The organism is Paenibacillus sp. VMFN-D1 (assembly GCF_003386155.1).
Taxonomy (GTDB): Bacteria; Bacillota; Bacilli; order Paenibacillales; family Paenibacillaceae; genus Paenibacillus_AQ; species Paenibacillus_AQ favisporus.
On record NZ_QRDU01000004.1, the window covers coordinates 288816 to 315129 of the forward strand.

At 54.3% G+C, this 26314-nt stretch carries 24 protein-coding genes; 15 read left to right on the top strand and 9 right to left on the bottom strand.

Annotated features, from left to right (window positions below; genetic code table 11):
* Positions 1–50 precede the first annotated feature (50 nt).
* Together C7820_RS25200 and C7820_RS25205 are read left to right on the top strand one after the other, a co-directional pair.
* Positions 51–1046 (top strand): efflux RND transporter permease subunit, encoded by a 996-nt coding sequence (locus tag C7820_RS25200; RefSeq protein ID WP_116233370.1) that lies wholly within the window; start codon positions 51–53, stop codon positions 1044–1046.
* 135 nt (positions 1047–1181) lie between these two features.
* On the top strand, positions 1182–1940 hold the full coding sequence (locus C7820_RS25205; protein WP_116233371.1) for a stalk domain-containing protein: 759 nt from the start codon (positions 1182–1184) through the stop codon (positions 1938–1940).
* Between the two features lie 91 nt (positions 1941–2031).
* Here the strand turns inward: C7820_RS25205 and ald are convergent, their stop codons facing one another.
* Complete coding sequence (ald, locus tag C7820_RS25210) at positions 2032–3159, bottom strand: alanine dehydrogenase (RefSeq protein ID WP_116233372.1); 1128 nt, start codon at positions 3157–3159, stop codon at positions 2032–2034.
* Between the two features lie 148 nt (positions 3160–3307).
* Between ald and C7820_RS25215 the strand changes: the two genes are divergently transcribed.
* The 4 genes from C7820_RS25215 to C7820_RS25230 all read left to right on the top strand — a co-directional run bounded on the left by C7820_RS25215 (position 3308) and on the right by C7820_RS25230 (position 9788).
* On the top strand, positions 3308–4972 hold the full coding sequence (locus C7820_RS25215; protein WP_116233373.1) for a PucR family transcriptional regulator: 1665 nt from the start codon (positions 3308–3310) through the stop codon (positions 4970–4972).
* Between the two features lie 60 nt (positions 4973–5032).
* Positions 5033–6034, top strand: coding sequence for a glycosyltransferase (locus tag C7820_RS25220; RefSeq protein ID WP_116233374.1), 1002 nt, complete (start codon positions 5033–5035; stop codon positions 6032–6034).
* 132 nt (positions 6035–6166) lie between these two features.
* Positions 6167–7912, top strand: coding sequence for an ABC transporter ATP-binding protein (locus C7820_RS25225; protein ID WP_116233375.1), 1746 nt, complete (start codon positions 6167–6169; stop codon positions 7910–7912).
* On the top strand, positions 7899–9788 hold the full coding sequence (locus tag C7820_RS25230) for an ABC transporter ATP-binding protein (protein WP_397334219.1): 1890 nt from the start codon (positions 7899–7901) through the stop codon (positions 9786–9788). Before C7820_RS25225 ends, C7820_RS25230 begins: the two co-directional genes overlap by 14 nt.
* A 1413-nt stretch (positions 9789–11201) precedes the next feature.
* Here the strand turns inward: C7820_RS25230 and C7820_RS25235 are convergent.
* The 4 genes from C7820_RS25235 to C7820_RS25250 form a co-directional block, all read right to left on the bottom strand.
* A complete protein-coding gene (locus C7820_RS25235) occupies positions 11202–11402 on the bottom strand; it encodes a twin-arginine translocase TatA/TatE family subunit (RefSeq protein WP_076172013.1) in 201 nt (66 codons plus the stop codon).
* 94 nt (positions 11403–11496) lie between these two features.
* Positions 11497–12225: a twin-arginine translocase subunit TatC gene (tatC, locus tag C7820_RS25240; RefSeq protein ID WP_089549631.1), complete on the bottom strand. Its 729-nt coding sequence runs from the start codon at positions 12223–12225 to the stop codon at positions 11497–11499.
* 44 nt (positions 12226–12269) lie between these two features.
* On the bottom strand, positions 12270–13991 hold the full coding sequence (locus C7820_RS25245) for a GMC family oxidoreductase (protein WP_116233376.1): 1722 nt from the start codon (positions 13989–13991) through the stop codon (positions 12270–12272).
* Positions 13992–14024: 33 nt separating this feature from the next.
* On the bottom strand, positions 14025–14801 hold the full coding sequence (locus C7820_RS25250) for a gluconate 2-dehydrogenase subunit 3 family protein (protein ID WP_076172005.1): 777 nt from the start codon (positions 14799–14801) through the stop codon (positions 14025–14027).
* Positions 14802–14984: 183 nt separating this feature from the next.
* Between C7820_RS25250 and C7820_RS25255 the strand changes: the two genes are divergently transcribed.
* The 4 genes from C7820_RS25255 to C7820_RS25270 all read left to right on the top strand — a co-directional run bounded on the left by C7820_RS25255 (position 14985) and on the right by C7820_RS25270 (position 18501).
* Positions 14985–15371, top strand: a complete 387-nt coding sequence (locus C7820_RS25255) for a c-type cytochrome (RefSeq protein ID WP_116233377.1) — start codon at positions 14985–14987, stop codon at positions 15369–15371.
* Positions 15372–15563: 192 nt separating this feature from the next.
* A complete protein-coding gene (locus C7820_RS25260) occupies positions 15564–16787 on the top strand; it encodes an ABC transporter substrate-binding protein (protein WP_116233378.1) in 1224 nt (407 codons plus the stop codon).
* A gap of 29 nt (positions 16788–16816) precedes the next feature.
* A complete protein-coding gene (locus C7820_RS25265; RefSeq protein WP_089549634.1) occupies positions 16817–17683 on the top strand; it encodes a carbohydrate ABC transporter permease in 867 nt (288 codons plus the stop codon).
* Positions 17683–18501 (top strand): carbohydrate ABC transporter permease, encoded by an 819-nt coding sequence (locus C7820_RS25270; protein ID WP_116233379.1) that lies wholly within the window; start codon positions 17683–17685, stop codon positions 18499–18501. Before C7820_RS25265 ends, C7820_RS25270 begins: the two co-directional genes overlap by 1 nt.
* 149 nt (positions 18502–18650) lie before the next feature.
* Here the strand turns inward: C7820_RS25270 and C7820_RS25275 are convergent, their stop codons facing one another.
* Both C7820_RS25275 and C7820_RS25280 read right to left on the bottom strand, forming a co-directional pair.
* Positions 18651–19277 (bottom strand): DedA family protein, encoded by a 627-nt coding sequence (locus C7820_RS25275; RefSeq protein ID WP_116233380.1) that lies wholly within the window; start codon positions 19275–19277, stop codon positions 18651–18653.
* A 305-nt stretch (positions 19278–19582) separates the two neighbouring features.
* Positions 19583–19711 (bottom strand): DUF4023 family protein, encoded by a 129-nt coding sequence (locus C7820_RS25280; RefSeq protein ID WP_116233381.1) that lies wholly within the window; start codon positions 19709–19711, stop codon positions 19583–19585.
* Positions 19712–19979: 268 nt separating this feature from the next.
* Here C7820_RS25280 and C7820_RS25285 point away from each other — a divergent pair, with 268 nt between their 5' ends.
* The 4 genes from C7820_RS25285 (at position 19980) to C7820_RS25300 (ending at position 23860) form a co-directional block, all read left to right on the top strand.
* Positions 19980–20939 (top strand): ABC transporter permease, encoded by a 960-nt coding sequence (locus C7820_RS25285; RefSeq protein WP_116233382.1) that lies wholly within the window; start codon positions 19980–19982, stop codon positions 20937–20939.
* The gene (locus tag C7820_RS25290) at positions 20936–21892 is read left to right on the top strand and encodes an iron chelate uptake ABC transporter family permease subunit (RefSeq protein WP_116233383.1); all 957 of its coding nucleotides are present in this window, start codon (positions 20936–20938) and stop codon (positions 21890–21892) included. The genes C7820_RS25285 and C7820_RS25290 overlap by 4 nt, the downstream gene beginning before the upstream one ends.
* Positions 21889–22647, top strand: a complete 759-nt coding sequence (locus tag C7820_RS25295) for an iron ABC transporter ATP-binding protein (RefSeq protein WP_116233384.1) — start codon at positions 21889–21891, stop codon at positions 22645–22647. Before C7820_RS25290 ends, C7820_RS25295 begins: the two co-directional genes overlap by 4 nt.
* Positions 22648–22882: 235 nt before the next feature.
* Complete coding sequence (locus C7820_RS25300; protein WP_181909206.1) at positions 22883–23860, top strand: siderophore ABC transporter substrate-binding protein; 978 nt, start codon at positions 22883–22885, stop codon at positions 23858–23860.
* Positions 23861–23963: 103 nt separating this feature from the next.
* Here C7820_RS25300 and C7820_RS25305 read toward each other — a convergent pair whose 3' ends face one another.
* On the bottom strand, positions 23964–24302 hold the full coding sequence (locus C7820_RS25305; protein ID WP_116233386.1) for a hypothetical protein: 339 nt from the start codon (positions 24300–24302) through the stop codon (positions 23964–23966).
* 50 nt (positions 24303–24352) lie between these two features.
* Positions 24353–24928 carry a hypothetical protein gene (locus tag C7820_RS25310; protein WP_116233387.1) on the bottom strand — a complete coding sequence of 192 codons (576 nt, stop codon included), beginning with the start codon at positions 24926–24928 and terminating at the stop codon, positions 24353–24355.
* Positions 24929–25124: 196 nt separating this feature from the next.
* On the opposite strand from C7820_RS25310, the gene C7820_RS25315 reads away from it, so the two are divergent.
* A complete protein-coding gene (locus C7820_RS25315) occupies positions 25125–26282 on the top strand; it encodes a winged helix-turn-helix domain-containing protein (RefSeq protein WP_116233388.1) in 1158 nt (385 codons plus the stop codon).
* Positions 26283–26314 lie beyond the last annotated feature (32 nt).

A 26314-nucleotide genomic window follows, 5' to 3' on the forward strand; every position in this document is an offset into this window, starting at 1 on the left:
GATTTCGCGGAGATGGTCTGCATTTCGTCAATTCTACAAGGAGCTGAGGGATGTTGAACAGACTCATTGGGGCAGCGATGAAACGAACCGTACTGATTCTGATTTTGCCGGCCATCATTGTAGTTTGGGGAGAAATTTCTGCGTACCGAATGCAGCGGGGGGATCTCCCACCGATCCATCATTCTGCGCTTTTGATTACGGTCCAAGCCCCGAGTTACCTGGCCGAGGAAATTAAACATAACGTAACAACGCCGATTGAGCAAGCGGTCCGCACTGTGGAAGATCTGCAGCTGCTGGAGACGAACAGTTTTAATGGCGGACTCCTGATCGGCCTGTATTTTCCCTTGCATTATGCTATGGACCGTGCCGAGCAGGACGTAAACGAAGCTTTAAAGGGCGTGGATTTGCCTGCGGGCACAGGCGAGCCGACGGTCACCCGCATCAGGGCTGACTCCTTTCCGATCATGAAGCTGAAGGTGATAAGCCCTTCAGGGAAGGTGGATGACGAGACGCTGCGAACGACTGTTCAAGCCCGCATCGCCGATGAATTGCTGCGTACAACGGGGGTAAGCGAAGTCCGGGGTACCGGCTCGGGAGACAATACCTATGTTCTATCAGTTCGGATGGATAAACTGGCCAAGGCCGGATTAACGGTCGATAACGTCAAGCAGTCCTTGGACGGGGTAAACGATCTTTCTGTTCAAGGTCGGCTGGCGGACAGCGTTACGTTTATCCCTTTCGAAGCTGCAGGCCGGAGACCGTACGAGACGGATTGGATGGACGCTGCTGTCTGCGGAGACCGCGGCCAGAGCGTGCCCCTCTCCTCGGTTGCGACCCTTTCCCCATCGCTGGTTGATAGGCAGACGACTTCCAGGACCGGAGGAGTTGGGGGTGTCGTTGTGGACATCTTCAAAGAACCGTCAGCCAACCTTGCGGAAGTATCGAAGAGGATCCGCGGACGTCTTTCAGGCATGACCGGTTTTCCGCCGGAGGACGTGAAACTAACAGTGATGTTTGACCAAGGAGCACGCGCCCAACCCCACTGAACAGGGTTGCATGCTGTGTTGCTGCACTCCTGGTACTTCAAATAATTTCCATAGCCATGTATGATTGGGCTAAGTGATTAAAATGTCCAATGGGTTCTGAGGCATACAGATTCATGGAAAAGAGGGTGCAGCAGCATGAGGAAATTATGGATGCGGGCGGCTGCGGTAACCGGTCTGGCCGCCGCCGCATGGAGCTTATCCATCGCCGCTTATTCTTCCGATACGCTTCAGGTCAAGCCGGTTCAGCCGCGGCTTGTTTTTAACGGGGAAGAGGCGAAAGGCGGAACCGGTCCGATGTTCTCCTACCGGGACTCGACGTACGTCCCGCTGCGCGACGTTTCCACGGCGATGGGAGCCAAAATTTCTTACGACAAGGAGTTCAATACGGTGCATGTGGATACGCCTGTTCCGGTGAACGGAAAGTCGAAGGCTCATGCCACGAAGACGTTGGGGGATTTCAAGCTGTCCATTTATGCAGCCGAAACGGAGGTTCCCTACGGCAAGCCGATTCCGGTCTGGGCGCAGCTGGAGTACCTGGGGGACAAGGAGGCGGTTGTTCATCAGGGCTTTAAGCCGTTCTACTTTGAGATCCGCAACGAGGCGGGGGAAGGAGGGGGCGCCGACATCCCTATGATCCTGACCCCTACTACATATTCACCCGGCGATGTGTTTCTGGATCAGCTGGACTCATCCATCGATATTCCAAGCTATAACTTTACGATCTATCAGAAGGCCCACCCGAATGAGGAATTGCCCGCCCAGATGCTGAAGGACACCAGGTGGAGCACTCTTCCTCCAGGGAAGTACACGATCGCCGCGCGTCCTGATTTCAGCCTGAAGTCCACGGGCGAGCGATTCGAGGAATCGGCCGAGATTCAAATTACTGTCAAGTAAATTGACCGAAGCGGACCCCAAAAAACCGGCTCCTATACATCAGGAAGCCGGTTTTTGACATGGGTTTCGATCCCGTAGGAATGCGTGATAACTATACTTTAATGCGTCCGAGCGCCTTCTCCGCCGGCACGTAGTCGTAGCCGAGGTCGTGGGCCACCGCCTCGTAGGTGATGCTGCCGTTGACCACGTTCGCCCCGCTGCGGATGGCGCTGTTCGTTGCCAGCAGATGCTGCAGGTCTTCGCCGGCCAGCTTCAAGGCGAACGGCATGGTGGCGTTCGTAAGCGCCAAGGTAGACGTCTGCGGCACCGCGCCCGGCATGTTCGCCACCGCGTAGTGCACGACGCCGTGCTTCACGTACGTCGGGTTATCGTGTGTCGTGATATGGTCGATCGTTTCGACGATGCCGCCCTGGTCGATCGCCACGTCCACGATGACCGAGCCCGGCTTCATCGATTTGACCATCTCCTCGGTGACGAGGCGCGGCGCTTTAGCGCCCGGAATCAGGACGGCGCAGATCAGGAGGTCCGCCTCCTGAACCGACTTCGCGATGTTCGATGGGCTGGACACCAGCGTCTTGATCTGGCTGCCGAAAATATCGTCCAGCTGGCGCAGCCGCGGAATGCTGAGATCGAGCAGGGTGACGTCGGCGCCAAGACCAACGGCGATTTTAGCCGCGTTCATGCCGACCGTGCCGCCGCCGATGATCGTCACCTTGCCGCGCGATACGCCCGGAACGCCGGAGAGCAGGATGCCCTTGCCGCCATGCGGGCGCTCCAGCAGCTGGGCGCCGATCTGCGCCGCCATGCGTCCGGCCACCTCGCTCATCGGCGTGAGCAGCGGCAGGGTGCCGTTCACGTTTACGGTTTCGTAGGCGATGGCGGTAACGCCGGACTGCACCAGCGCCTCGGCCAGCTTCGGCTCGGCGGCCAGGTGAAGGTACGTGAACAGGATGAGCCCTTTACGGAAATATCCGTATTCGCTCGGAAGCGGCTCTTTCACCTTCATAATCATATCGGCCTGGGACCACACCTCCGATGCTTCCGTCAGAATGGTGGCTCCGGCCTGCTTGTATTCTTCATCGGGAAATCCGCTTTCCGCACCGGCCTGATGCTCGATATATACCTCATGTCCGTGCTGAATCAGTTCGAGGGCACCTGCCGGCGTGACGGCGACGCGATTTTCGTTGTTTTTAATTTCCTTGGGTACTCCGATTTTCATGACAGATCACCTCACCTCATAATATATTAAAAGTGTACAATCGAATCGGCGCGTATTCATCATACGTCTTGTCAATCCGTTTGCCGCAGCGGCAGGACATAATGTTCGGCTGGTGTTACCATAATTAACATAAGGGATGTGAATGCCGATGAGCAGCGGCTTCAACCTGCATATCCGGGAAGTGCTGGAGCGCCCGGTGTTCAAGCGGGCCCGGCTGATTGCCGGAGCGAACGGCCTGGACCGTGAGGTGGGCTGGGTGCATATTCTCGAAATCACGAACGTGGCCCCGTTCGTGACGAAGAACGACCTGATCCTCACCACGGGCCTTTGGCTCCATCATTACGAGCAGGAGCGCCTGTCCTACATGCAGCAGCTCATCCGCCAGCAGGCGGCGGGGCTGTGCGTGGAGCTGGGCACGAGCATCGAGAACATTCCGGAGGAAATTATCGAGCTGGCGGACCAGTGTGATTTTCCGCTGCTCGTGTTCGAGCAGCCTGTCCGCTTCGTTGAAATCACCCAGGATATTCACGGGCTGCTGATCAACCAGCAGCATCAGCTGCTGAAGGATCTGGAGGCCTTTTCCCGCCGGCTGCAGCAGATTACCCTGCAGAGTACGGATGTTCATGCCGTTCTCCATGTATTATATGAATACACGGGTTATCAAATTGTGTATCATTCGTCCGTGGAGGCGAATAAATTTTGTCCGAAGCCGGCAACCTCGGAGGAGGCCGATGAGCTGACTTTCTTCTACCGCAAGCAGGTGGAGGGAAATGAAGCGGCCGCCCAGGAGCCCAGCCGCTTTCCGATGCCGGGCGACCGGCTGCTGCTCTCGCAGCCCGTCATCTGCCTCGGCGAGACCTTGGCGTACGTGGGGATGATTCTCCCAGGCGAGCAGCCGCTGGACCGGATCGTCCTGCTGCTGGACTACACGGCCAAATCACTGGCCACGCTGCTGCTGCGGATGCTGTTCCTGGAGGAGAAGCATCTGCGGGATCAGAACCAGCTGATCCAGGACATCCTGTCCCACCAGCTGGAGGATGAAGAGGCGGCGCGATCCCGGATGGGCGTACGTCCGGCCAAGCAGGGAGAGGTCCTCTTCATCGGCGGCATCGTCGAGCTGGAGTATCCGGACAGCGCCCTGCGGCCCGACCGGGACCGGATCGAAGCGGAGGAGCAGGATCTTCTCGTCCGGCTGCGCGCCCTGCTCAAGAAGCACGGTCTGCGCAATTTGCTGATGCAGAAAGGGCACCGCATCTACATTTTGTGCGCGCGGGAGCGCTCCGCTTCGGGGGACAACGCGGCGGCCTTGAAGCAGGCGGTGCGCCGGATCGTGGAGAGCCTGCGCCTGACGGGCGTTGGTCTTACCCAGCCGTTCAGCCTGCACGCAGGCTTTGGCAGCATCCGCCCGCGGATGACCGACATGCACAAGAGCTTCAAGGAAGCGGAGCAAGTGATGGAGGTATCTCGTTCGGTGGAGCTGATGCGCAGCAGCTTGTTCTACGAGCGGATCGGCGTCTACCAGCTGCTGAAGGCCATCCCGGACAAGGCGTTCCTCCAATCGTTCGTCGAGGAGCAGCTTGGGGCGCTGATGGCATACGACAAGGAGCATCACCTGCATTTGGTGCAGACGCTCGACGTCTATTTGCAGTACATGGGCTCGAAGAACGATACGGCCAAAGCGCTGTTTATCCACCGGCAGACCCTGTACAACCGTCTGGACAAACTAAATGAAATTCTCGGGGAGGACTTTTTGGAGCCGGAACGCCGTATATGCCTGGAAATGGCGCTGCTGGCCTGCCCGCTCTTGTCCTGACCCGTATACCTGTTGATTTTTCAACTCAGAAAGGCAGTGCAGATAAAGGATGATGAAGTTATGAACAAAGTCGGACTGGTCATGAGAAAGATCCAATTTACCGAGAGGCAGGGGCCGCGCGTCTTTGCGGACCGCCTGCAGGCCATCGGCCGCGAGCTTGGGGTGGATATCGTCTTTATATCTCCGGAGCGCCATGTGAGCGGGTATGATTGGGTGCCAGGATATGAGCATGAGAAGGGTGACCTGGTGAACTATGACATCGTGCTGGACCAGATCTACGCGAACGGCATCGAGCACGTGATCTATACCGTATCCGGATTTACCTATCTGAAAATGTTTCTTAAAAACAGCGTGCTCTTTCCGCACAGCTTTCCCGACCCCGCCCTGACGGGGTACGAGATGATGAAGCCTTTTTATCAAATGGTGGACAAGGCGGTCGTGCAGACCGAGTTTTTGAAAGGCGAGCTTGCCCGCAATTTCGGGGTAACCGACGTGGATGTGATCCCGATCGGATTCAGCGAGGATCTGGCGGAGCGGCATTTTGACCCGACGCAGATCGTGAACAACCGTATACTGTGGATCGGACGGGATGAGGAGAACCGCCGGCCGGATCTCGTGCTGGAGTATGCCCGGCAGAATCCGGACAAAGAGGTGTACATGGTCTTCGGGGGCGAACGATACCGGGAGAGCATGAAGAAATACGACATTCCGCTCAATGTCCGGCTGCAGTTTGCGCTGAGCCAGGATGATATTTTTAAGCTGATGAACACGGCGAAGGTGTACTGGAACTGTTCGAAATTCGATACGTTCGCTATGCCGCTGACCGAGGCGCTCGCCATGGGCAAAATCGTCGTAAAGCCCGAGCACCCTTGTTACGGGCATATCAGCGCCCGGCATTCCTTTTCAGGGAACGAAAAAAATTGGTTTGAGCTGGTCAACATGGCTGCGGCATCGCCGTCTTCTTATTCCTGGGACAACCGGAGCTATGCGTTTGAGAGCTTTTCCAGCCGCATCATGAAGGAAGGGTACCGCGAGTTTTTTGACAAGTGGCTTAGGGAATAAAAGATTTTTGCCGGATATTGGTCGTGACAGATGACCGAAAAAGGAGTAATCTTCACTAGTGTATATGTCTTAAATTACATATCGGTGAACATGTAGCTTTACCTCAAATAAGCGTAAAAAGGTGATGCAGCCATGTCCTTTTTCAACAAGTATGTCAAGAAATACTGGAAACTGTTTTGCGTAGCGGTATTGTTTCTGGCGGTAGAGTCGCTGTGCGATCTGCTGCAGCCGACTATGATGTCCAAGGTCATCGATGTCGGGGTGGCCCAGAGCCGGATGGATCAAGTCCTCCATTACGGAGGGCTCATGCTCCTGATCACCGCCGTTGGCGCGGTGTCGGCCTCCACCCGGAACATCATTTCAAGCCATGTGTCACAGCGGTTCGGGGCGGAAATGCGGTCCGATTTGTTCCGGAAAATTCAGTCCCTGTCGTTCGAGGATATGGATAAGTTCGACCGGGCCTCGCTCATCACACGGCTGACGAATGACGTCACCCAGGTGCAGAACTTCGTGAACGGGATGATGCGGTTTTTCGTAAAGGCGCCGCTGCTGTGCGTGGGCAGCCTTATTATGGCCATCCGTTTGGATGTGCATTTGTCGCTCGTGCTGGCGGTGGTGGTGCCGATTGTGGCCGTTCTCATCGTGCTGAACATGAAGATCGGTTTTCCATTCTTTATCCGGGTACAGCGGGCGCTGGATAAAGTGAACGGCGTCATGCGCGAGTACTTGTCGGGCGTAAGGGTGGTCAAGGCGTTCAACCGCTTTGATTACGAAGTGGAAAAATTTGAAAGCGCCAACACGGAGCTGTCCAGCCGCTCGGTCCTGTCGATGAGGGTCATGTCCGTTTTCGGACCGGGGATTTCGCTCTTCCTCAATTTCGGCATCATCGCCGTCCTCTGGATCGGCGGGATTCGGGTCGACAATGGGCAGATGCAGGTCGGCAGCATCATCGCGTTCATCAACTACATGACGCAAATGCTGTTCTCGCTGATGATGATCAGCAACGTCTTCAACATGTTCGTGCGGGCCAAGGCGTCCGCCGGCCGGATTGGCGAAGTGTTTGCCGAAGGAAGCGGGCTGGACCATGGAGGCAAGTCGGCGGCGAAACGCGATTCTCAGCGCGGACGCATCGACTTCGAGCATGTGAGCTTCTCCTATGCGGGAACCCAGGGCGACCCGGTCATTCGCGACTTTACGCTGACCTGCCTTCCCGGGGAGACCGTGGGGATTATTGGCTCGACCGGTTCGGGAAAAAGCACGCTGGTCAGCCTGATTCCGCGCTTTTACGATGCCGGCGAAGGGCGGGTCAAAGTGGCCGGCACCGACGTGCGGGACATGGACCCGCATGCGCTGCGCGAGATGATTGCCGTCGTTCCGCAGAAGATCATGCTCTTCACCGGCACGGTGGAGGACAATTTGAAATGGGGCAAGGAAGACGCGAGCCAGGAAGAAATGGAAGAGGCCTGCCGGATCGCCGAAGCGCATGACTTCATCATGGCTTCGCCTGAAGGATATGCCAGCCGGATCGGCCAAGGCGGCGTTAACTTCTCAGGCGGACAAAAGCAGCGCCTGTCCATTGCCAGGGCGCTGGTGAAGAAGCCGGAAATTTTGATTCTCGACGACTGCACGAGCGCGGTGGACGTCGCGACCGAAGCGAGAATCAAGGAAGCGCTGCGGACGTATGCCAGCGAGCTGACCTGCATCCTGATCGCCCAGCGGATCACGTCGGTCATGGATGCCGACCGGATCGTAGTGATGGACCGCGGGGAGATGGTCGGCACGGGCACGCATGAAGAGCTGATGGTGACGTGCCGGGTCTACCAGGAGATTTACCAATCCCAGATGGGAAAGGAGATGCATCCGCATGCCGCAGAATGAAGCCGCACAGGCACAGCAGGCGCCGCCTCCTGGGGCACCGGGTCCTGCCGGACGCCCTGGCGGGATGATGAGGGGACCCGGAAGCGGGGGAATGGGCCGGGGCAAGCCGGTCAAGCCCAAAAACTTCCGGAGAACGATGGGGCGCCTGTGGCGTTATTTCGGACGCGAGCGCAAGCTGCTCAGCCTGATCATGGTGTTTATCATCATCGATGCGGGCGTAACCCTGATCGGGCCGTTTCTGATTGGCAAATCGATCGACGCCATGTCCGCGAACCATGGACGCGTCGCTTTTGGGCTGCTGCAGTCGTTTATTATCGTGCTGGCAACTGCCTATATCACGGACGTGGTGCTCGTCTTTCTGCAAGGTTGGCTGATGGCCGGCGTGTCGCAGCGAATCGTTGCGGGGCTGCGCCGCTCGTTGTTTCAGAAGCTGCAGAAGCTTCCGGTATCTTATTTTGACGCCCGGTCGCACGGGGAAGTGATGAGCCGGCTGACCAATGATATCGACAATGTGAGCCAGACCGTTTCCCAATCGACCACACAGCTGATGGCCGGCGGCATCGCGATTATCGGCTCGCTGGTGATGATGATCGTGCTCAGCCCGATCCTGACCCTGGCGAGCCTCATAACCGTGCCGATTCTGTATTTGCTGACGCGCACGGTCACACGCAAAACGTCGGTGCTGTTCAAGGAGCAGCAGGTTCAGCTCGGCATGCTGAACGGCCATATCGAAGAGACGATTTCCGGTATGGAAGTCGTCAAGGCGTTCAATCACGAGCATCAAGCGATCAACGAGTTTGAGGCGGTCAACAGCCGCTTGTTTGAAGTCGGGCTCAAAGCGCAGATCCGCTCCGGCTTCATGATGCCGCTCATGAACGTCATCAACAACATCGGCTTTGCCGCGGTCGCGCTCGTCGGGGGGATTCTCGCCGTCAAGAGCCTCATTACCGTCGGCGTAATCGCGAGCTTCCTGAGCTACTCCCGCCAGTTTGTTCGCCCGCTGAACGACCTGGCCAACATCTATAATCTGCTCCAGTCCGGCGTGGCGGGTGCAGAGCGGGTGTTCGAGGTGCTGGACGAGCGGGAGGAGCCGGACGATTTGCCGGATGCGGTACGGCTCGATCGCACCAAAGGCCACGTCGTATTCGAGGACGTAAGCTTCGGGTACCGGCCAGAGGTGCCGATTCTGAAAAGGGTCAGCTTCGAATCGAAGCCGGGGACCAGTACGGCCTTGGTAGGGCCGACAGGGGCGGGCAAGACGACGATCGTCAATCTGCTGACGCGGTTCTATGACGTGACCAGGGGTTCCATCCGGATCGACGGCGTCGATATCCGCCATTACACCCGCGACAGTCTCCGCCGCACGTTCGGAATCGTGCTGCAGGATACATACCTGTTCTCCGGCACGATCAAGGAAAACATCAAATACGGCAAGCCTGACGCGACGGATGAGGAAATCCGCGAAGCCGCCGTGATGGCGAACGCCGACGTGTTCATCCGCCGCCTGCCGGACGGCTATGAGACGGAGCTGTCGGAGAACGGCGGCAATCTCAGCCAGGGTCAGCGCCAGCTGCTGGCCATCACCCGTGTCATTCTGGCGAAGCCATCGATCCTCATCCTCGACGAGGCAACGAGCAGCATCGACACGCGAACCGAGCTGCATATCCAGGATGCGCTGCTCCAAATCATGAAGGATCGTACGACCTTCATTATCGCGCATCGGCTCAACACGATCCGGGACGCCGACAACATCATGGTCATCGATCATGGCGAGATCGTGGAGCAGGGCAGCCACGACGAATTGATCGGGCGCCAGGGCTTCTACGCCCGGATGTTCGAGAGCCAGTTCAAAAACCTGGAAATCGCAGGAGAATAATTGGTCGGCTTGCGCTCCGGAGCTTGTTCGCGATTCTATTGAATTTGTCTTAATCAGATCGAACACATTCAGATTGTACCGTCTAAAGGAGTTTGTTCACTGACAAACAAACATATTTCGATTTGTATCTAGGTGTTTGTTCACTGACAACGAGCAAATTCAAATTGTACCTTTCAAGGTATTTATTCAGTGATGACGAGCAAATTCAAATTTGTATCTTTCAAGGTGTTTGTTCGGTGATAAAACACATTCAGATTGTATCTTTCAAGGCGTTTGTTTACTGACAATGAACCAAATCTAAATTTTTATTTCCATAGTGTTTGTTCACTCATAATGAACAAATCTCGATTTTGTCTTTCAAATGGTGGACACTAACACTATATCTTTGCTCTCAGTCATCATCCATATATTGATTTAAATATAAATATTAACACAAAATATAGGAAAATTTTCTATCCAGCTGCCCGTTGAAGAATATAGTGTCGTGTCCTCCTTTTGTAAAACAAAACAAGGATATGTCCACTGTATGAGGACAGAGGATGAGCGAGAGCTATTTCAAAATGGAGTGTCGGGGAGCGGGTAGTGGATTTGAGATCAGCAGAGTGTCGAGAAGAGTAGTAGATTGGTTTGAGATTAGGAAAAGTGTTGGTGGTTTTGAGATCTGAACAGTGCCGGAGAAAAGGCTGGTTGATTTGGGATTTGTGATTGTCGGGAGCAGTTAGTGGGTTTGAGATCAGGTAAAGTGTTGGTGGTGTTGAACACTGCCGGAGAAAAGGCTGATTGACTTAGATTTGTGGAGTGTCGGGGAGCAGTTGATTGGCTTATGAATTGTGGAGTGCCAGGGAGCAGTTAATTGGTTTGTTTAAGTCCAGAAGAACAACAGGGGAAAGTCGAACGGCTTGCACCCTTGCCCCTCATGCTGGTTCCGGATTAGACCAGTTTTGTCTACTGACAAAGAACATATTGCGATTTTGTCTTTTAAAAGGTGGACACTAGTACCTATCTTTGGTCCAGCATAAAACTTCTATATATAGTTAAAAGCTGGGTTTTAACGCTAAATATAGTGGCGAATTCTTGAAATGGCGAGCTGAAGAATATTAGTGCCGTGTCTTTCTTTTGTAGGACAAAATGGAAAAGTGTCCATTGGATAAGGACGTTTTTGGTATATCCTCTCTGTTATTCTTATAGGGTAGGGTAAAGTGAAGGTCCCAATAGAATTGGGGCGTGCAAGAATACACCAGCCACTCAGGTTGGAAGGCCCAGGATGAAAATAACGAACAAGCAACCCGTCCCTTTTGAGGGCCCCATTGATGAGCCAAAAAGGGTCCCCATCGAAGGGACCCTCAATGAAAAAGCAGCCATTCCCCATAGGGGAGGCTGCTTTATCTGTTTAATAGGCTTGCTTTGGACATATTAGCGCTTCTCGACAAGCTGCTTCACCGAAGACTCGGAGGAAGTCTCTTCTTCCTCGACGATTCCGCGCGTGGAGCTCCGGAACTCGCGGAGCGTGTCCCCGAACGCTCTTCCGAGCTGCGGGAGCTTCGATGGCCCGAAGAGGACGAGGGCGATGGCCAAAATAATGACCAGGCCGGATACACCAATGTTGTTCAGCATAGCATGTACACCTCTTTTCTGGATTAACGTCCTAGCCCCAGATGACTGAACACTGGACGGATGGCGGCTGTCATATGGTCAGGTCTGCAACGACCTAGCTGCCGGACGGGCTGGACTGCATCTTCCGCCACTGGCGGCCGGATACGTAAACGCTGATCTCGAACAGCAGGATGAGCGGAATGGTGACGGACAGGTGCGAGACGAAGTCCGGCGGTGAAATACAGGAGCCGAGGATCGCCAGCCCCAGGTACGCGTATTTGCGCGTCTTTTTCAGCGTATCGGGCGTCAAGATTCCGATTCGGGTCAGGAACAGAATGACCACTGGAAGCTCGAAGGCGATGGCCATCGGGATGACCAGATCGAACAGGAACCCGAAGTACCGGTCAATCCCGTACGTTTCGATCGCCCCGATCGTTTGGTTCATGCGCTTCATGAACTTCAGCATCATCGGAAACACGACGTAATAGCTGAACGACAGCCCGGCCAGAAAAAGCATGAATGCGACCGGAATGAAGGGGAACGCGCTCTTCGCCTCATGCTCCGTGAGCCCCGGCTTCACAAAAGCCCACAGCTGGTACAGCAGGACGGGAACCGTGAACATGAGCGCGAAGATCAGCGCGCATTTCATGTAGATCAGAATGCCGTCCGTAAAGGAAAACACGTTCCAGGCGATCGGCTCCGCTAAAGGCTGAGACTTAAGGTAGAGCAGGATGCCGGGGGCGGCGTACAATCCGGCGGCAAACGTCACGATGAAGCAGATGCCGACGATGATCAGCCGCTTTCGCGCCTCGGCGACATGAACAATCCAGTTGTCTTGATCCATTTGATTCCCTCCGCTTTTTCCTTGCCCCAAGGCGGTGTTTTCGCTTAAACGAGAGATCCGCCTGATTTCAAATATTTCGCAATGCCTTCCGCAGCCCGGTAAGCGAGGGCGCCAACGGTGCCTGTCGGGTTATAACCGCTGTTATGCGGGAAGGCGGATGCGCCGACGACAAACACATTTTCGGCATCCCACATCTGGAGATAGTTGTTGACGACCGAAGTTGAAGGGTCCGATCCCATAATCGCCCCGCCGGTGTTGTGCGTGGATTGATACGGCACGATATTGAACGGTCCCAGCTCTTTGGAGGAGCCGATGGACGATGGCTTCATTTCCTTCATGATGGCTTCGGTTTTATCTGCCATGAAGGCGATCATTTGCCGGTCCTGCTCCTCGAAGTCGAACGTGATCCGGATCAGCGGTTTGCCGTAAGCATCCTTGTAGGTCGGATCCAGATCGAGATAGTGATGCCTCCAAGGCATGCTCGATCCCTGCGCCGCCACGGTCAAGTAGTTGTTCGCGTATTTCAGCGAGGTCGCTTTAAAGTCTTTGCCCCACGTTGGTGTCCCTTTCGGAACCGAATTGTTCGCGATCGGGCGGAGCCCGGTTTGTGAAATCCGGATGCCGGCACCGTGGATGAAATTCAGATCGCTGTGGTCAAAGTTGTCGCCATTGAAGTCCGGGATTTCCATGCCAAGCGCGCCGGCTCCGGCAAACAGGTTGAACTGCTGGTCGTCATAAAAACCGGTCGCTGAACCACCATTTGTTTGGTAAGCGTAGTTTTTGCCCACGACGCCTGTTCCCGTATTCGGATCGTACGGCTTGCCGAGCTTGGACGTCAGCAGCAGCCGGACGTTGTTGAACACGTAGCTCGCCAGAATGACGACGTCTGCCGGTTGTTCATATTCCTGACCGGTCAATGGATTGACGTATTTCACGCCGGTAGCCTTTTTCCCGTCATGCAGAATATCCGTCACGTTGGCATACTCACGGAGCTCGAAATGCCCGGATTTCTGTGCGACCGGAAGCACGGTCACGACCGGATCGGCCTTGGCGCCGTATTCGCAGCCAAAGCGCTCGCAATAGCCGCAGTACTGGCAAGGGGCGCGGGTAATGCCGTCCGGGTTCGTATACTGCTCGGACAGGTTGGCCGACGGCATCATATACGGATGGTAGCCAAGCTTTTTGGTTGCTTCCTCGAACATTTTGATCATCGGCGTCTTGATCATCGGCTTGGTCGGGAACGGCTTGGAACGCTTGCCGACCATCGGCGTCTGTTCTTGTTCCCCGGAAATGCCCGCGACCTCTTCGAACTTGTAAAAATAGGGCTCCAACTCGTCGTATGTAATGCCCCAGTCCTGAATGGTCATGCCATCCGGGATTTTTTTCTTTCCATAGCGCTCGATCGTTTTGCTCCGGATTTCGAAATCGTAGGGCAAGAACCGGTACGTTTGTCCGTTCCAGTGGATGCCTGCGCCTCCGAGGCCTTCCCCGAGCAGGAAGGCGCCGTATTGGCGCATCGGCAGGGCGGTCATTTTCGACGTGTTCCGAAAGGTGATCGTTTCCTTGGACAAATCCTGCATCAGTTCATAGCGCTGGGCGTAACGGAGCTCGTCATGGACCATGTAATAATCCTCGGTGGAACGGGGTTTACCGCGTTCCAGGCCGACGACCTTGATTCCCTGTTTGCTTAATTCAGCGGCGATAATGCCGCCGATCCATCCCATCCCGACGATCAGGACCGGGACTCTTGGCAATTTCGTAGCCATGGATAACTCTCCTTCTCTGTCAGCATGTAAAAATTAATGTGTGGCCAAATGGTCATGCAGGCTGAGCGGATCCGTTTTTGCAAAAGCGTCCTCACCGACAATTTTGGCATAGGACATCTGGTTGCCCGGATAGTTCCGCATCTTCCAGCCCTCCATGTTGACGTTGCCGCCATAGAGCGGGTCCGCATATACGCCTTCGAGCGTCATATTGCGAAGCAGATCGAAGAAGCTTTTGCCGGTGATGCCGTTAATCACTTCAATGTCACCTTTTTCGAGCGAAGTCAGAATGGCGTCTTTTTCTTCGTCGGCAAGGTCGGTAAACCCCTTTTGGTACTTTTTCTGGCTTGCATTGTCAATCGCGGTAAGCCCGAGCAGGAAGACCTCGTTACGGTTAATGCTCTGATAGTCGCCCTGTGTGGCTTCTCCTTTAACAAAAGGCCCCATGCGGTATTCGCGGGCGTTGAAGCCCCAGTGGCCGGCTAACTGGTGGTCGATGTAGTAAGCAACGCCCAAGTCGTTGGCTCCAGGACCGTTATCGTCCTTAGGAAAAATGCGCTCTGTCGCTGCCTGTGTAATTTGCAGCTGGCGCTGGTTGAAGTACATGGTCGCATGGTTATAATCTGCAGCAGGCTGCGTTCCGGTTTGCGGCGATGTCGGCGCATTTGCAGCCGGCTTTTTCTTGTTGAAGCCGCCGGTAATGGCCCCGCCGATAACGCCACCGACGACCAGACCGCCGATCGCCGTCCCTGAATATTTCAGGAACTGGCGCCTGGACCCGCTTGGTGGTTGTTCCTTTTGTTGTTCTGCCATGGTTTCATTCCTCCTTGTGGGATATGTTCCCCTTTGCTGGGTATATTATGCACTTGCCATGCCAAGCCGAAATAACCGCAAATACGAAAAATCACGATAATCCGCGTACATGAAAAGCTTATTGCTGGGGCATCGTAGCTGTATTGAGGCAAATTTGAAAAAGTTGAAGGGAGACACCTCCAAATGAAAAAATCGATCATTTTCCTGAGCCTGCTGCTCGTTCTTTCCCTGTCGGCCTGCGGTAAAAGCAGCGACAATAACAACAACCAGGGCGCAGCCAATAACAACGCCGGCACGACCGGGAACACGGGTACAACGACCGGTCAAACCGGCGGCAACGCAGCAGCCGGCAACGGGGAAGCGACCTTTAAAGCCAACTGTGTCAGCTGCCACGGCAACAATCTCGAAGGCGCCGTAGGACCGAACCTGCAAAAAGTCGGGGCCAAATACTCCGCGGACGAAATCGCCGGGATCGTATCGAACGGCCGCGGCGGCATGCCGGCTTTCAAAGGCCAACTGTCCGATGCTGACATTCAAGGCGTAGCCCAGTGGTTGGCCGCCAAAAAATAAGCGCGCTTCGGCCCAGCCATGCAAAAAGCAGCCTTTCCGTCAGGGGGCTGCTTTTTTACTTCGCCGGGAAAACGGCGCGGCATTCGCATGTTCGCTGCAGGCTTGATGCTTGGCGGCTTGTTTATTTTTCGACAAAATCGGGTAATTTTAGAGAAAATTCAACATCAAGAATTTCGATATGGGGGGTTTCGCATGAAAATGGGAAGAATCCTTCTGGCCTGCCTGCTGCTCGCGTCAATGCTGACGGCCTGCGGGAATAACGGGGAGAATGCCGGGAAGGTCAAGCTGGAGTTTTTTCAAAACAAGCCGGAGGCCAAAGGCTCCTTTGATAAGCTGGTGGCCAAGTTCAACGCTTCGCACCCCGGGATCCAGGTCACCCAGGTGAATCCGCCGGATGCCGAAACGGTCCTCAAGACAAGGGTCGTCAAGAACGACATTCCCGACGTCATCGGCATGGGCGCGACCGACACGTATTCGATCCTGGCGCAGAGCGATATTTTCGCCGATCTGACCCAGAGCAAGCTGGTCGAGTCCATTGATCCGAACTACATAAAAATGCTCAAGGACGTAACGGGGCTGAGTAAAATTACCGGTATCCCTTACGCAACCAACGCCAACGGCATTATGTACAACAAGGACATTTTCAAGAAGCTGGGGCTGAGCGTTCCGAAAACGTGGGATGAGCTGATTGCGACTGCCCAAAAGGTGAAGGACAGCGACATCATTCCGTTTTATTTTACATACAAGGACGACTGGCAGACGAATCTGCCGTTTAATGCGCTAGCACCTAACCTGGTCGGCATCGATTTCTTCAAGCAGCGCCGTGAGAATCAGGTGACCTTCCAAGAGAAATTCCGCGAGGTGGCGGAGAAGCAGCTGAAGCTGCTCGATTACGGACATGGGGACAACTTCGGGAAAACGTACGCGGACGGTAACCGTGCTTTTGCGCGCGGGGAATCGGCCATGTATATCCAGGGCAGCTGGGCTATTCCGGAAATCCGGAAATCGAACCCGAACGCGAATATCGGCTTCTTCCCGTTCCCGACCGGAAACGACGCGGACAAGAACAAGCTGATCTCCGGGGTGGACACGCTGCTGACCATCTCCGAGAGCACCAAGCATAAAAAAGAAGCGGAGGAATTCATCGCTTTTCTCCTCGAGCCGGATAACATCGGCCAGTACATCAAAGAGCAAACCGCGTTCTCGGCCGTCAAGGGCGTGACGCAGGACGACCCGGCGGTTGCCGAGCTGCAGCCTTATTTCAAGGCGGGCCGAGTTGTCGACTTTGCCGACCACTACATCCCGGCCGCCGTGCAGCTGAACTCGATCGTTCAGGGATTTCTGCAAAACCGGAATATCGACGCCTACCTGAAAACGCTCGATACCGAGTGGGACAAAGTCCAGAGCCGGAAATAACACCATGACCAAAAGAGGAGGATGAAGGGATGTCCAAGCGACTTACGGCGTTTTATTGGATGACCGTGCCGGCGGTCGTACTGTTCTTCGTATTTATGACACTGCCCGCCCTGCAGGGCATTTACTATTCGTTCACGAACTGGAACGGGTTCGGCAAACATTACGACTTTATCGGGTTCCGCAACTACGCAAACCTCTTTACGGACAGCAACGTGGGGAACGCCTATCTGTTCACCTTCAAGTTCGCCATTGTCGTCACCATTCTGATCAATGTGCTCAGTCTGCTGATCGCGCTTGGCCTGAACGCGCGGATCAAGGCGCGCAACTTCTTCCGCGGCATTTACTTTCTGCCGAACATTTTGAGCGTGCTGATCGTCGGCTACATTTTCAACTATCTGTTCTCCAACGTCTTTACGATCTGGGGGCAGAACCTGGGCATCCATGCGTTCTCAACGAACATTCTGGGCAACGAAAATCTGGCCTGGATCGGGGTCGTCATCGTGGCGGTATGGCAGGGGATTGCATTTAATACGATTCTGTATCTGGCGGGACTCCAGACCATCCCGGCTTCGCTGTACGAAGCTTCAAATTTGGACGGGGCCAGCCGCTGGCAGGAATTCTGGAGAATTACCTTTCCGCTCATTTCCCCGTTTTTCACGATCAATATGGTGCTGGCGATGAAAAACTCGCTGATGGTCTTCGACCAGATCGTCGCCTTGACCAATGGCGGGCCCGGCCGGGCGACACAGTCCATTTCGCACCTGATCTACATCGGTGGGTTCCAGGGAGGCGAGTTCGCTTACCAGTCCGCCAACTCGGTCATTTATTTTATCGTCATTGCGATCATCTCCATCCTGCAGCTTAAATTTCTTCAAGGAAGGGAGAGCGATATGTAATGAGAACGAAAACGAACTGGGCCGTCATGATCCTGATTGCCTTGGGGACGCTGCTGATTCTGTTCCCGCTGTACATGACCTTGACCATTGCACTGAAAAATCCCGAGGAAATGACGCGGTCGGTCTTCGCGATTCCGTCGACGTTTCACTGGGAAAACTTCTCGAACGCGGTGAAAATGACCAACTTCTTTCGCGCATTCCGCAACAGCGCGCTCGTGACGATCTCGACGGTGGTGCTGACGCTGCTCACCAACTCGCTCGTGGCGTACGCCATCGCCCGGAATATGCACCGGAAGTTCTTCAAAGGGCTGTACTTCTACTTCATCAGCGCTATGTTCATTCCGTTCCCGATTATCATGCTGCCGATCGTCAAGCTGGCGTCGGCGCTGCATATGACCAATCTGGTCGGCCTGACGATTCTGCATACGGTCTATGCGCTGGCCTTTAACGTCTTCGTCTACGTCGGCTACATCCGCTCGATCCCGACGGCGCTCGAGGAGGCCGCCACGGTGGACGGGGCGACGACGTGGGGCACGTTCTGGCGGATCATCTTCCCGCTGATGGCGCCGATCAACGCCACCGTCGGCATCCTGATCTGCCTGTCGACCTACAACGACTTCCTGCTCCCGCTGATCATCATCAGCGACCAGTCGAGCTATACGCTGCCGCTCGTGCAGTACATTTTCCAGGGACAGTTCAACACGGACTACAACCTGGCGTTCGCTTCGTATCTGATGGCGATGCTGCCGATGATCATCATCTACCTGTTCGCACAAAAATGGATCATCAACGGCGTGACACAGGGCGCCGTCAAATAAAGTGTAAAGCGTTGGTTACAAGCCGCTCCCCGGGCAAGCACCGGGAGCGGCTTTTGACGTTCTTGACGAAAGCAGTGCTGTAAGCGTGCTGTCATCGCGGCCGCCGGCTGTTTCACGGCTGTTAGCTGCTCGTTCGTGTGCACTTGGACTTAGTCCTCCTGCCGAACTTCGGCTTTGACCCGAGGGGCTGCGGATTTTTTTCTCCGTTTCAGGTACACGACAAGAGCCAGGACCGCAGCAGCCACCAGGATCGCGGCTAGCGAATACTGGGAAATCAAATGCAGGAACTGCTCGATCTTCGAGCCGACCAGCCTGCCGATCATGACATAGACGATCACCCAAGCGAGTCCGCCGATGTAGTTATAGATAAAAAAGGTCCGTACATTGATCCGGAGCACGCCGGACACGTATCCGGTAAAATGCCGGAGTCCAGGCACGAAGTAACAGATCAGAATGAGCTTGGTGCCGTACCGGTCGAACCAGCCGGTAATTTTGGCGATCCGGGCCGGGTTCAGGAGGACGTACTTGCCGTATTTTTCAAAGAAGGGCGTTCCCATACGATACCCGATAATATACGTCACCGTCGTGCCGATGATGGCGCCGATATACGAATACAAAATAATTTGCAGCAGGTGAAAGCTCCCCAGCGTCGACATATGGCCGGAGATGGCCATGGCCAGCTCTCCCGGGAAGGGAATCGCCAAAGATTCAGCGAAGAGGCCGCCAAACAGCACCATATACCCGTATTGTTCAAACAGATGGATGATCCACTCCATAGTTTCTCTCCTTACCGGCCCTCGCCGCCTGCAGTCAAATCCAACCTGAGGCCGATGCCGTCTCATGCTTTCGTCCATTCTAACGGAGCGGCAGGCCATCCAGAAACTGTCTCTGGACTAGGATCAAACTGGACTTTGGTCTTGGAGATTGCAGAAACTTTGCGAAAACTCCTGAATAATAAGAAAAACGCCTATCTTGATATAAGGAGGAGCTCTCTCTGGAGCTTATACTATCTTATATCTTCAAATAAAAAGGACACTTCCCCTTCGGTCGAAAGGGAAATGCCCTTTTTAAGGTTTGCTCGTTATTTCTTCGTGCCATGCTGCTTGGTCGGAAGCTTCGCGCTGGCTCCTTTGCTGATGCCATCCTTGTGTTTGCGGGCCTTTTCCTGGGTGTCGTGGAGCTTCTCCACATACTCATGCGTGTTGTCCATGGCTGTTCAACCTCCTTGTGTTTGCAGTCGGCATTCCCTGTTACTATGACCACTCCGGGCGGCCTGCATTCATCTTGCGGGAGGAAGGCAGAAGTATAAAAATACCCAGAAACGTTTGACAAAAACCGGCCAGCTGTTAGAATAATAACCAAGTCAGTTAATTGAGAATGAATATCATTATTAATTAAATCGAAAGTGACATATGCTTTTTCGCATTATTTTCAGTATTTTCAATGACTGGCCAGACTATAGAAAGCGTTGGATAGCCATGAAAAACACTTACCTGTGGACGCTGTGGATCCTGCTTATCGTATTCTCAGCCGCTTCTTTGTTTATCGGGGTGAAGGATATCTCCCCGCTGGATCTGTTTCATCTCACAGCCGAACAGAGGCAGGTGCTCTGGATCAGCCGCCTGCCGCGCCTGATCAGCATTATCATCGCCGGCACGAGCATGAGCATTATCGGCCTGATCATGCAGCAGCTGACGAGAAACAAGTTCGTGTCGCCGACGACGGCCGGAACGATGGATTCGGCAAGGTTCGGCATTTTGGTGGCCCTCATGGTGTTTGGTAACGCGGCACCGCTGGTGAAGATGCTGGTGGCCTTCGTTTTTGCCCTGCTGGGAACGATGATCTTCATGCGGATCCTGGATAAGGTCAAATACAAGGACGCCATTTTCATTCCGCTTGTCGGACTCATGTTCGGCAACATTGTCAGCTCGGTGACGACGTTTTTTGCCTATAAAAACGATCTGATCCAGAACATGTCCTCCTGGCTGCAGGGCGACTTTTCCATGATCCTCAAGGGCCGCTACGAGATGCTGTACATCAGCATTCCGCTCCTGATCATCGCCTATCTGTTCGCGAACCGCTTTACGATTGCGGGCATGGGAGAAGAGTTCGCGGTGAACCTGGGGCTTAACTATAAGGCCGTCGTCAATATCGGACTGGTCATCGTCGCCGCTATTTCATCGGTCGTGATTTTAACCGTGGGCATGATTCCTTTTCTGGGCCTGGTCGTTCCGAACATCGTCACGATGTATCTGGGGGACCATCTGAAGAAAAGCCTGCTACATACCGCACTGCTGGGAGCCGTGTTCGTGCTGTTCTGCGACATTCTGGGCCGGGTCATCATCTTTCCGTATGAAATCTCCATCGGCGTCACCGTCGGGGTGATTGGCAGCGCGATCTTTATCTATTTACTGCTGAGAAGAAGGGCTTATACATGAGCAAATCCAACCTGACCAAGCTGATCGTTTTAACCGTCATCGCACTTGTCCTGATTGCTGTCTTTATGGTGATCCAGTCCGGGGGCAACTGGGATTATATCCTTCCGCGCAGGGGCAAAAAAGTGCTGGCCATGGTCCAGACCGGCGGAGCGATCGCCTTCTCGACGGTCGTGTTCCAGACGATTACCAACAACCGCATTTTGACGCCGAGCATTATGGGGCTGGATTCCCTGTATATGCTGTTTCAGACCTTCATGGTCTATGTGTTCGGCTCGATCAGCCTGACGGCGATGGGCAAAAACGTGAACTTTCTCATTTCCGTCGGCATGATGGCCGTGTTCTCGGTGGTGTTCTACAAGCTCCTGTTCAAAAGGGAAGGGCAAAACATTTACTTTCTGCTTCTGCTCGGTCTGATCTTCGGCACATTGTTTCAGAGCCTGTCCTCCTTTATGGAGGTGCTCATCGATCCGAACGAGTTCCAAATCGTCCAGGACAAAATGTTTGCCAGCTTCAACAACGTCAATACGGATCTGCTGCTGGTGTCGGCGGCCGGGATCGTGCTGGTGACCGCCTATTTTATGCTCTATACCAAGTATCTCGATGTCATTGCTATGGGAAGGGATCACGCTGTCAATCTGGGTGTCGATTACGACCGAGTGGTAAAAAGGCTGCTCATTGTTGTGGCGGTGCTCATTTCCATCGCGACGGCGCTCGTCGGGCCAATCACCTTCCTGGGGCTGCTCGTGGCCAATGTGGCCTATCAGCTGATGCGGACCTACCGGCACACGCTGCTGATTCCAGCTGCGGTGCTGATCAGCATCATCGCCCTTGTAGGCGGGCAGCTGCTGGTGGAGCGGGTGTTTACCTTCTCCACGACGCTGAGCGTCATCATCAATCTGGTCGGCGGCGTGTACTTTATCTATCTTTTGCTAAAGGGGAGTAAATCATCGTGATCGAGGTTAAAGGGGTTTCCAAACAATATGGGGGCAAAACAGTGGTCGACAACGTCTCGGTGAACATCGCCAAAGGGAAAATCACCTCCTTTATCGGTTCCAATGGGGCGGGCAAAAGCACGCTTCTCTCCATGATCAGCCGCCTCATTTCCTGTGACGGCGGTGAAATCCTGATCGAAGGGGAGCGGGTGGACCGCTGCAAGAGCAGCGAACTCGCCAAGAAAATCTCGATTCTGAAGCAGTCCAATCATATTAACGTCCGCTTGACGGTCAAGGAACTGGTAAGCTTCGGACGATTTCCTTACTCGCAGGGCCGGCTGAAGCCGGAGGACTGGAAATACGTCCAGGAAGCCATCGATTATATGGAGCTCGGCGATCTGCAGGACCAGTACCTGGACCGGCTGAGCGGAGGGCAGCAGCAGCGGGCTTTTATCGCCATGGTCATTGCCCAGAACACCGACTATGTGCTGCTGGATGAACCGCTGAACAACCTGGACATGAAGCACTCGGTGCAGATCATGAAGGTGCTGCGGCGGATGGTGGATGAGCTGGGTAAGACGGTCATTATCGTCATTCATGACATCAATTTTGCCTCCGTCTATTCAGACGACATCGTTGCCCTGAAGAACGGCAGAGTCGTGAAGGAAGGAACGGCGGACGAGATCATCGATACGCCGGTGCTGAAGCAGGTCTACGGGATGGATATCCCCATTGAGAACATTAACAACAACAAAATTTGCGTTTATTTTGCCTGAAGCCTGAGGCCCGGGAGAGGTAAGAGGCATCTTGTTCGAAAAATAAAGTTCTCCCTGAGTTGAACGGGCCAGGTGAAGAATCAGGTGCAGTGCTAACCAAGGGAAATTATATGCGTGGACTCATCCCAGCCAGGCGCCGGCGGGCAGTTCATCACATAATTTTATACATTTACGGCTTGGTTCAAGCCGAAACCAAATTCAGAACATGGGGTGGATGAAGTTGAAAACAAGAAAGATGATGCTGTTCATCATCACGGCCGTGTTGGTCGTCGTGCTGGCGGCATGCGGCAATAAAAATACGGCAGTACCTACCAAAGAGGCGTCTGCTGAGCCAACCAACACTTCGGCGGCTTCCGGTTCCGAGGAGCTGACGATCAAACATAAGCTGGGCGAGACCAAGGTCAAAAAAAATCCGCAGAAGGTCGTCGTCTTCGACTTTGGCATTCTGGATACATTGGATAAATTGGGCGTTCAGGTCACCGGGGTTCCGCAGGCGAACATTCCACCTTACCTGTCCAAGTACGCCGACAAAGATGCATACAACAACGTGGGGAGCCTGAAAGAGCCGGATTTTGAAAAAATCAACGCGCTGAGCCCGGACCTGATTATTATCTCCGGCCGCCAATCCGATGCTTACGAAGAGCTCAGCAAGATCGCGCCGACGGTCTACCTGGGCCTGGATACGGCGCGGTACATGGAATCGTTTAAGGAGAATATGAACACTGTTGGCCAGATCTTCGGCAAAGAAGACGAGATCCAAACGGAGCTGGACCATGTCGACAAGACGATCGCGGAAATTCACGATAAAGCCGCTGCTTCGGGCAAAAACGCCCTGATCGTGCTGGCGAACGAAGGCAAGCTGAGCGCTTATGGCGTTGGCTCCCGCTTCGGTCTGATCCACGACGTGCTGGGCTTTAAGCCGGTGGATGCAAACATTGAAGCTTCTACGCACGGTCAAAGCGTCACATCTGAATACGTAGCCGAGAAAAATCCAGACTACCTGTTCGTCGTGGATCGCGGCGCGGCTGTGGCCGGAGAGGGCGGGGAATCCGTATCTGCCAAGCAGACGGTGGAGAACGATCTGATCAAAAATACGAAAGCCTTCAAAGAAGGCCACATCGTATATCTCGATCCGAATTACTGGTACCTCTCCGGCGGCGGACTGCTGTCCGTTCAGGAGATGGTCAAGGAAGTTGGGGCAAGCATTCAGTAGTTAGGCAAAGAGTACGCGGCCGTTCAGGCGCGTGCCACCAGGAGCTGTCGCGGAGGTCCGTAAGGACGCCGCGGCGGTTTTTTTGCGTTTCTTCTCTGCCACCTTATCGCGGCCGTTCCGCCAGCATCAGGAAGTAGGTGACCAGATAAGCGCAAGAGGTAGCGCCAAACCATGCAAATATGCCCGGGGTCATCGCGAAGTACAAACTAATGGGCAGGGACCAAAGAAAAGCGATCAGTACAAGCGCTTTACGGCGAAACCAAGCAGACACGATCGCAAGGGCAGCCGGCACGCACAGCGTAAAGAAGGTGATTTGAAGAGGGCGGGTTTCGAGGCTGGATGAATACGGATTGAAAAAGCCCAGCGTCATCCAAAGCAGGATGGTGGCTGTACCGGCAGTCGTTGCGAGCAGAGCCGCCGGGCGTCTGAGTTGGCGTATCATCAATCTAACACCTCTTTCGTCACCTTAATGAATCGGGTTGACCCCGACATCTACTTATCTATGAGTTCCTTTTCTCCCCCATCCTGGCTGCCCCCGCCGCCCATTACCGGAGTGACCTCCAGTTCAGAAAAAGGCGACTGATGAGCCATGAAGAAGAAACGGGAATGCCCCGTAACGGACAGCACTTGAGCTTCGTTATTCCCTTTTACGGTCATGCTGGTAATCTTCGGGTCAAACACTTTTCCGGCAAGAATATTCACAGTACGCCCCTTAGCGGTTTGAACGGTAAAGCCCCCGGTCATATAAGGAGTATCCTCTCCTTGAAAGTTTCGATAGGGGGACGACCGGTACCACTGATACCCGCGGGACCCCTCGTTCACCCCACTCACTCCGAAGGCGCCGTATTTTTCGTAAAAGATGAGCTCTTCCCCGTCGACCGTGATGGTCGTGAGTACGTCGGACAGTTCAACCTGCTCTTCATGAAGGCCATATTCTACGGCCTGTTCAGCACTGTGAAACCATGGAGAGCCGGGCGACGCCGACGTTGCACGGCTGCAGCCTATCAACAGGCAGATGACATATAACACAACCGGTACCATGACCAGTCTGGTTTGAATTTTGATCACGGCTGTACCTCCTACTCATACCTCAAAATCCAACGTCTTTTACTCTTGAACGTTACGCTGCGGTAAAAGTTGGCTTAACAATATCATTTCATCATACGCCTCCATCCTATTGTGCGGCAAATCGGGAATATGCTTAAATAACAGAAAGGGTTGTAAACGATCGCCAAGGGACACGTAAAAGAAAGGGGGGAGGAAGGTGGCCCAGCTGGATTTTGATCCAAGCGGATATACGGTCAGTTACCAGGAGGAGCGCATTTCGCTGCTTGCCAAAGAGTATGCGCTGCTGCAATTTTTATACAGCCATCGCGGCCAGGCTTTCAGCCGGGAACAGCTGCTGGACCGGGTATGGCCGATGGAATATCCGGTGGAGCGGACGGTGGACGACCACATTTACCGTCTGCGTAAGAAGCTGCGTCCTTGGAGTAACCGGGTCTTTCTGAATACGGTGCGCGGCTATGGCTACAGCCTGACGGTCAAAGAGCCGGATCTCCGCAATCCGTCGATGCAGGATACCGAGCTGCAGGCCCAAATGCGGCAGCTGATGAACAAGTACCTCATGTACGGTCAATGCAAATCGATGATTACGCTGGCGAGCCAGCAGGATCTGCTCGGGTTTGAGCTGCCCCCGTCCCACCTGATTTTTATCCGGTATGCGCAGGCGGATATCCACTGGTTTTTGACGGATAACGAATTCCCGCTCTCGAGCAAGCTGTATTATTTGCTGCATTTTTACTTGTACTTTTACCATGAACCGGGAAAATGCCTGGATTATTTCGAGCGAACCATGGCCGCCAACATTGGTCCGGAGGATCATCAGCGGGAGCTGAGGATTTTAAATATTATCGGGCTGTATACCGACAACGGCCGGGCCGAAGAGGATCTGTCCAGGGTTAAGGCGGCATACGAGGCCGTTCGTGAAGCGGGGGGAGATCTGGATATGTTCAACGTCCATATCAAAATGGCGGAGATGTACGTCCACCTGGGTGCAGACAACCTGCCCGAAGCCGAACGCTGTGCAGGCGAAGTCGAACGGATGCTGGAGGAAACCCCGTATTTGCGGGAAATTTGCTTTTATCACGGACTTAAAGGCCGGTTGCTGCTCCGGCAGGGGAAACGCGCCGAGGCCGCGGCTGCTCTGAACTACGGCATTGAGGTTGGAGAGATGACGCACAACGTGCCGCTGATCGTCGGATCGATCCGGGAAACGCTGGTTTATCTGGAGAACAACGTGCAGGATCCACAGCTTCATCGCCAGTTCGCCGCGAAATACGCCGAATATAACCGGATGTATCAACTGGAAGCCAATAAAGTGCCGATCGAAGAAAAAATCGAAAGCATTCTAAATGCTGTCTGATGTTCCTCTGATATTCCTTCGTTACAGTGAGA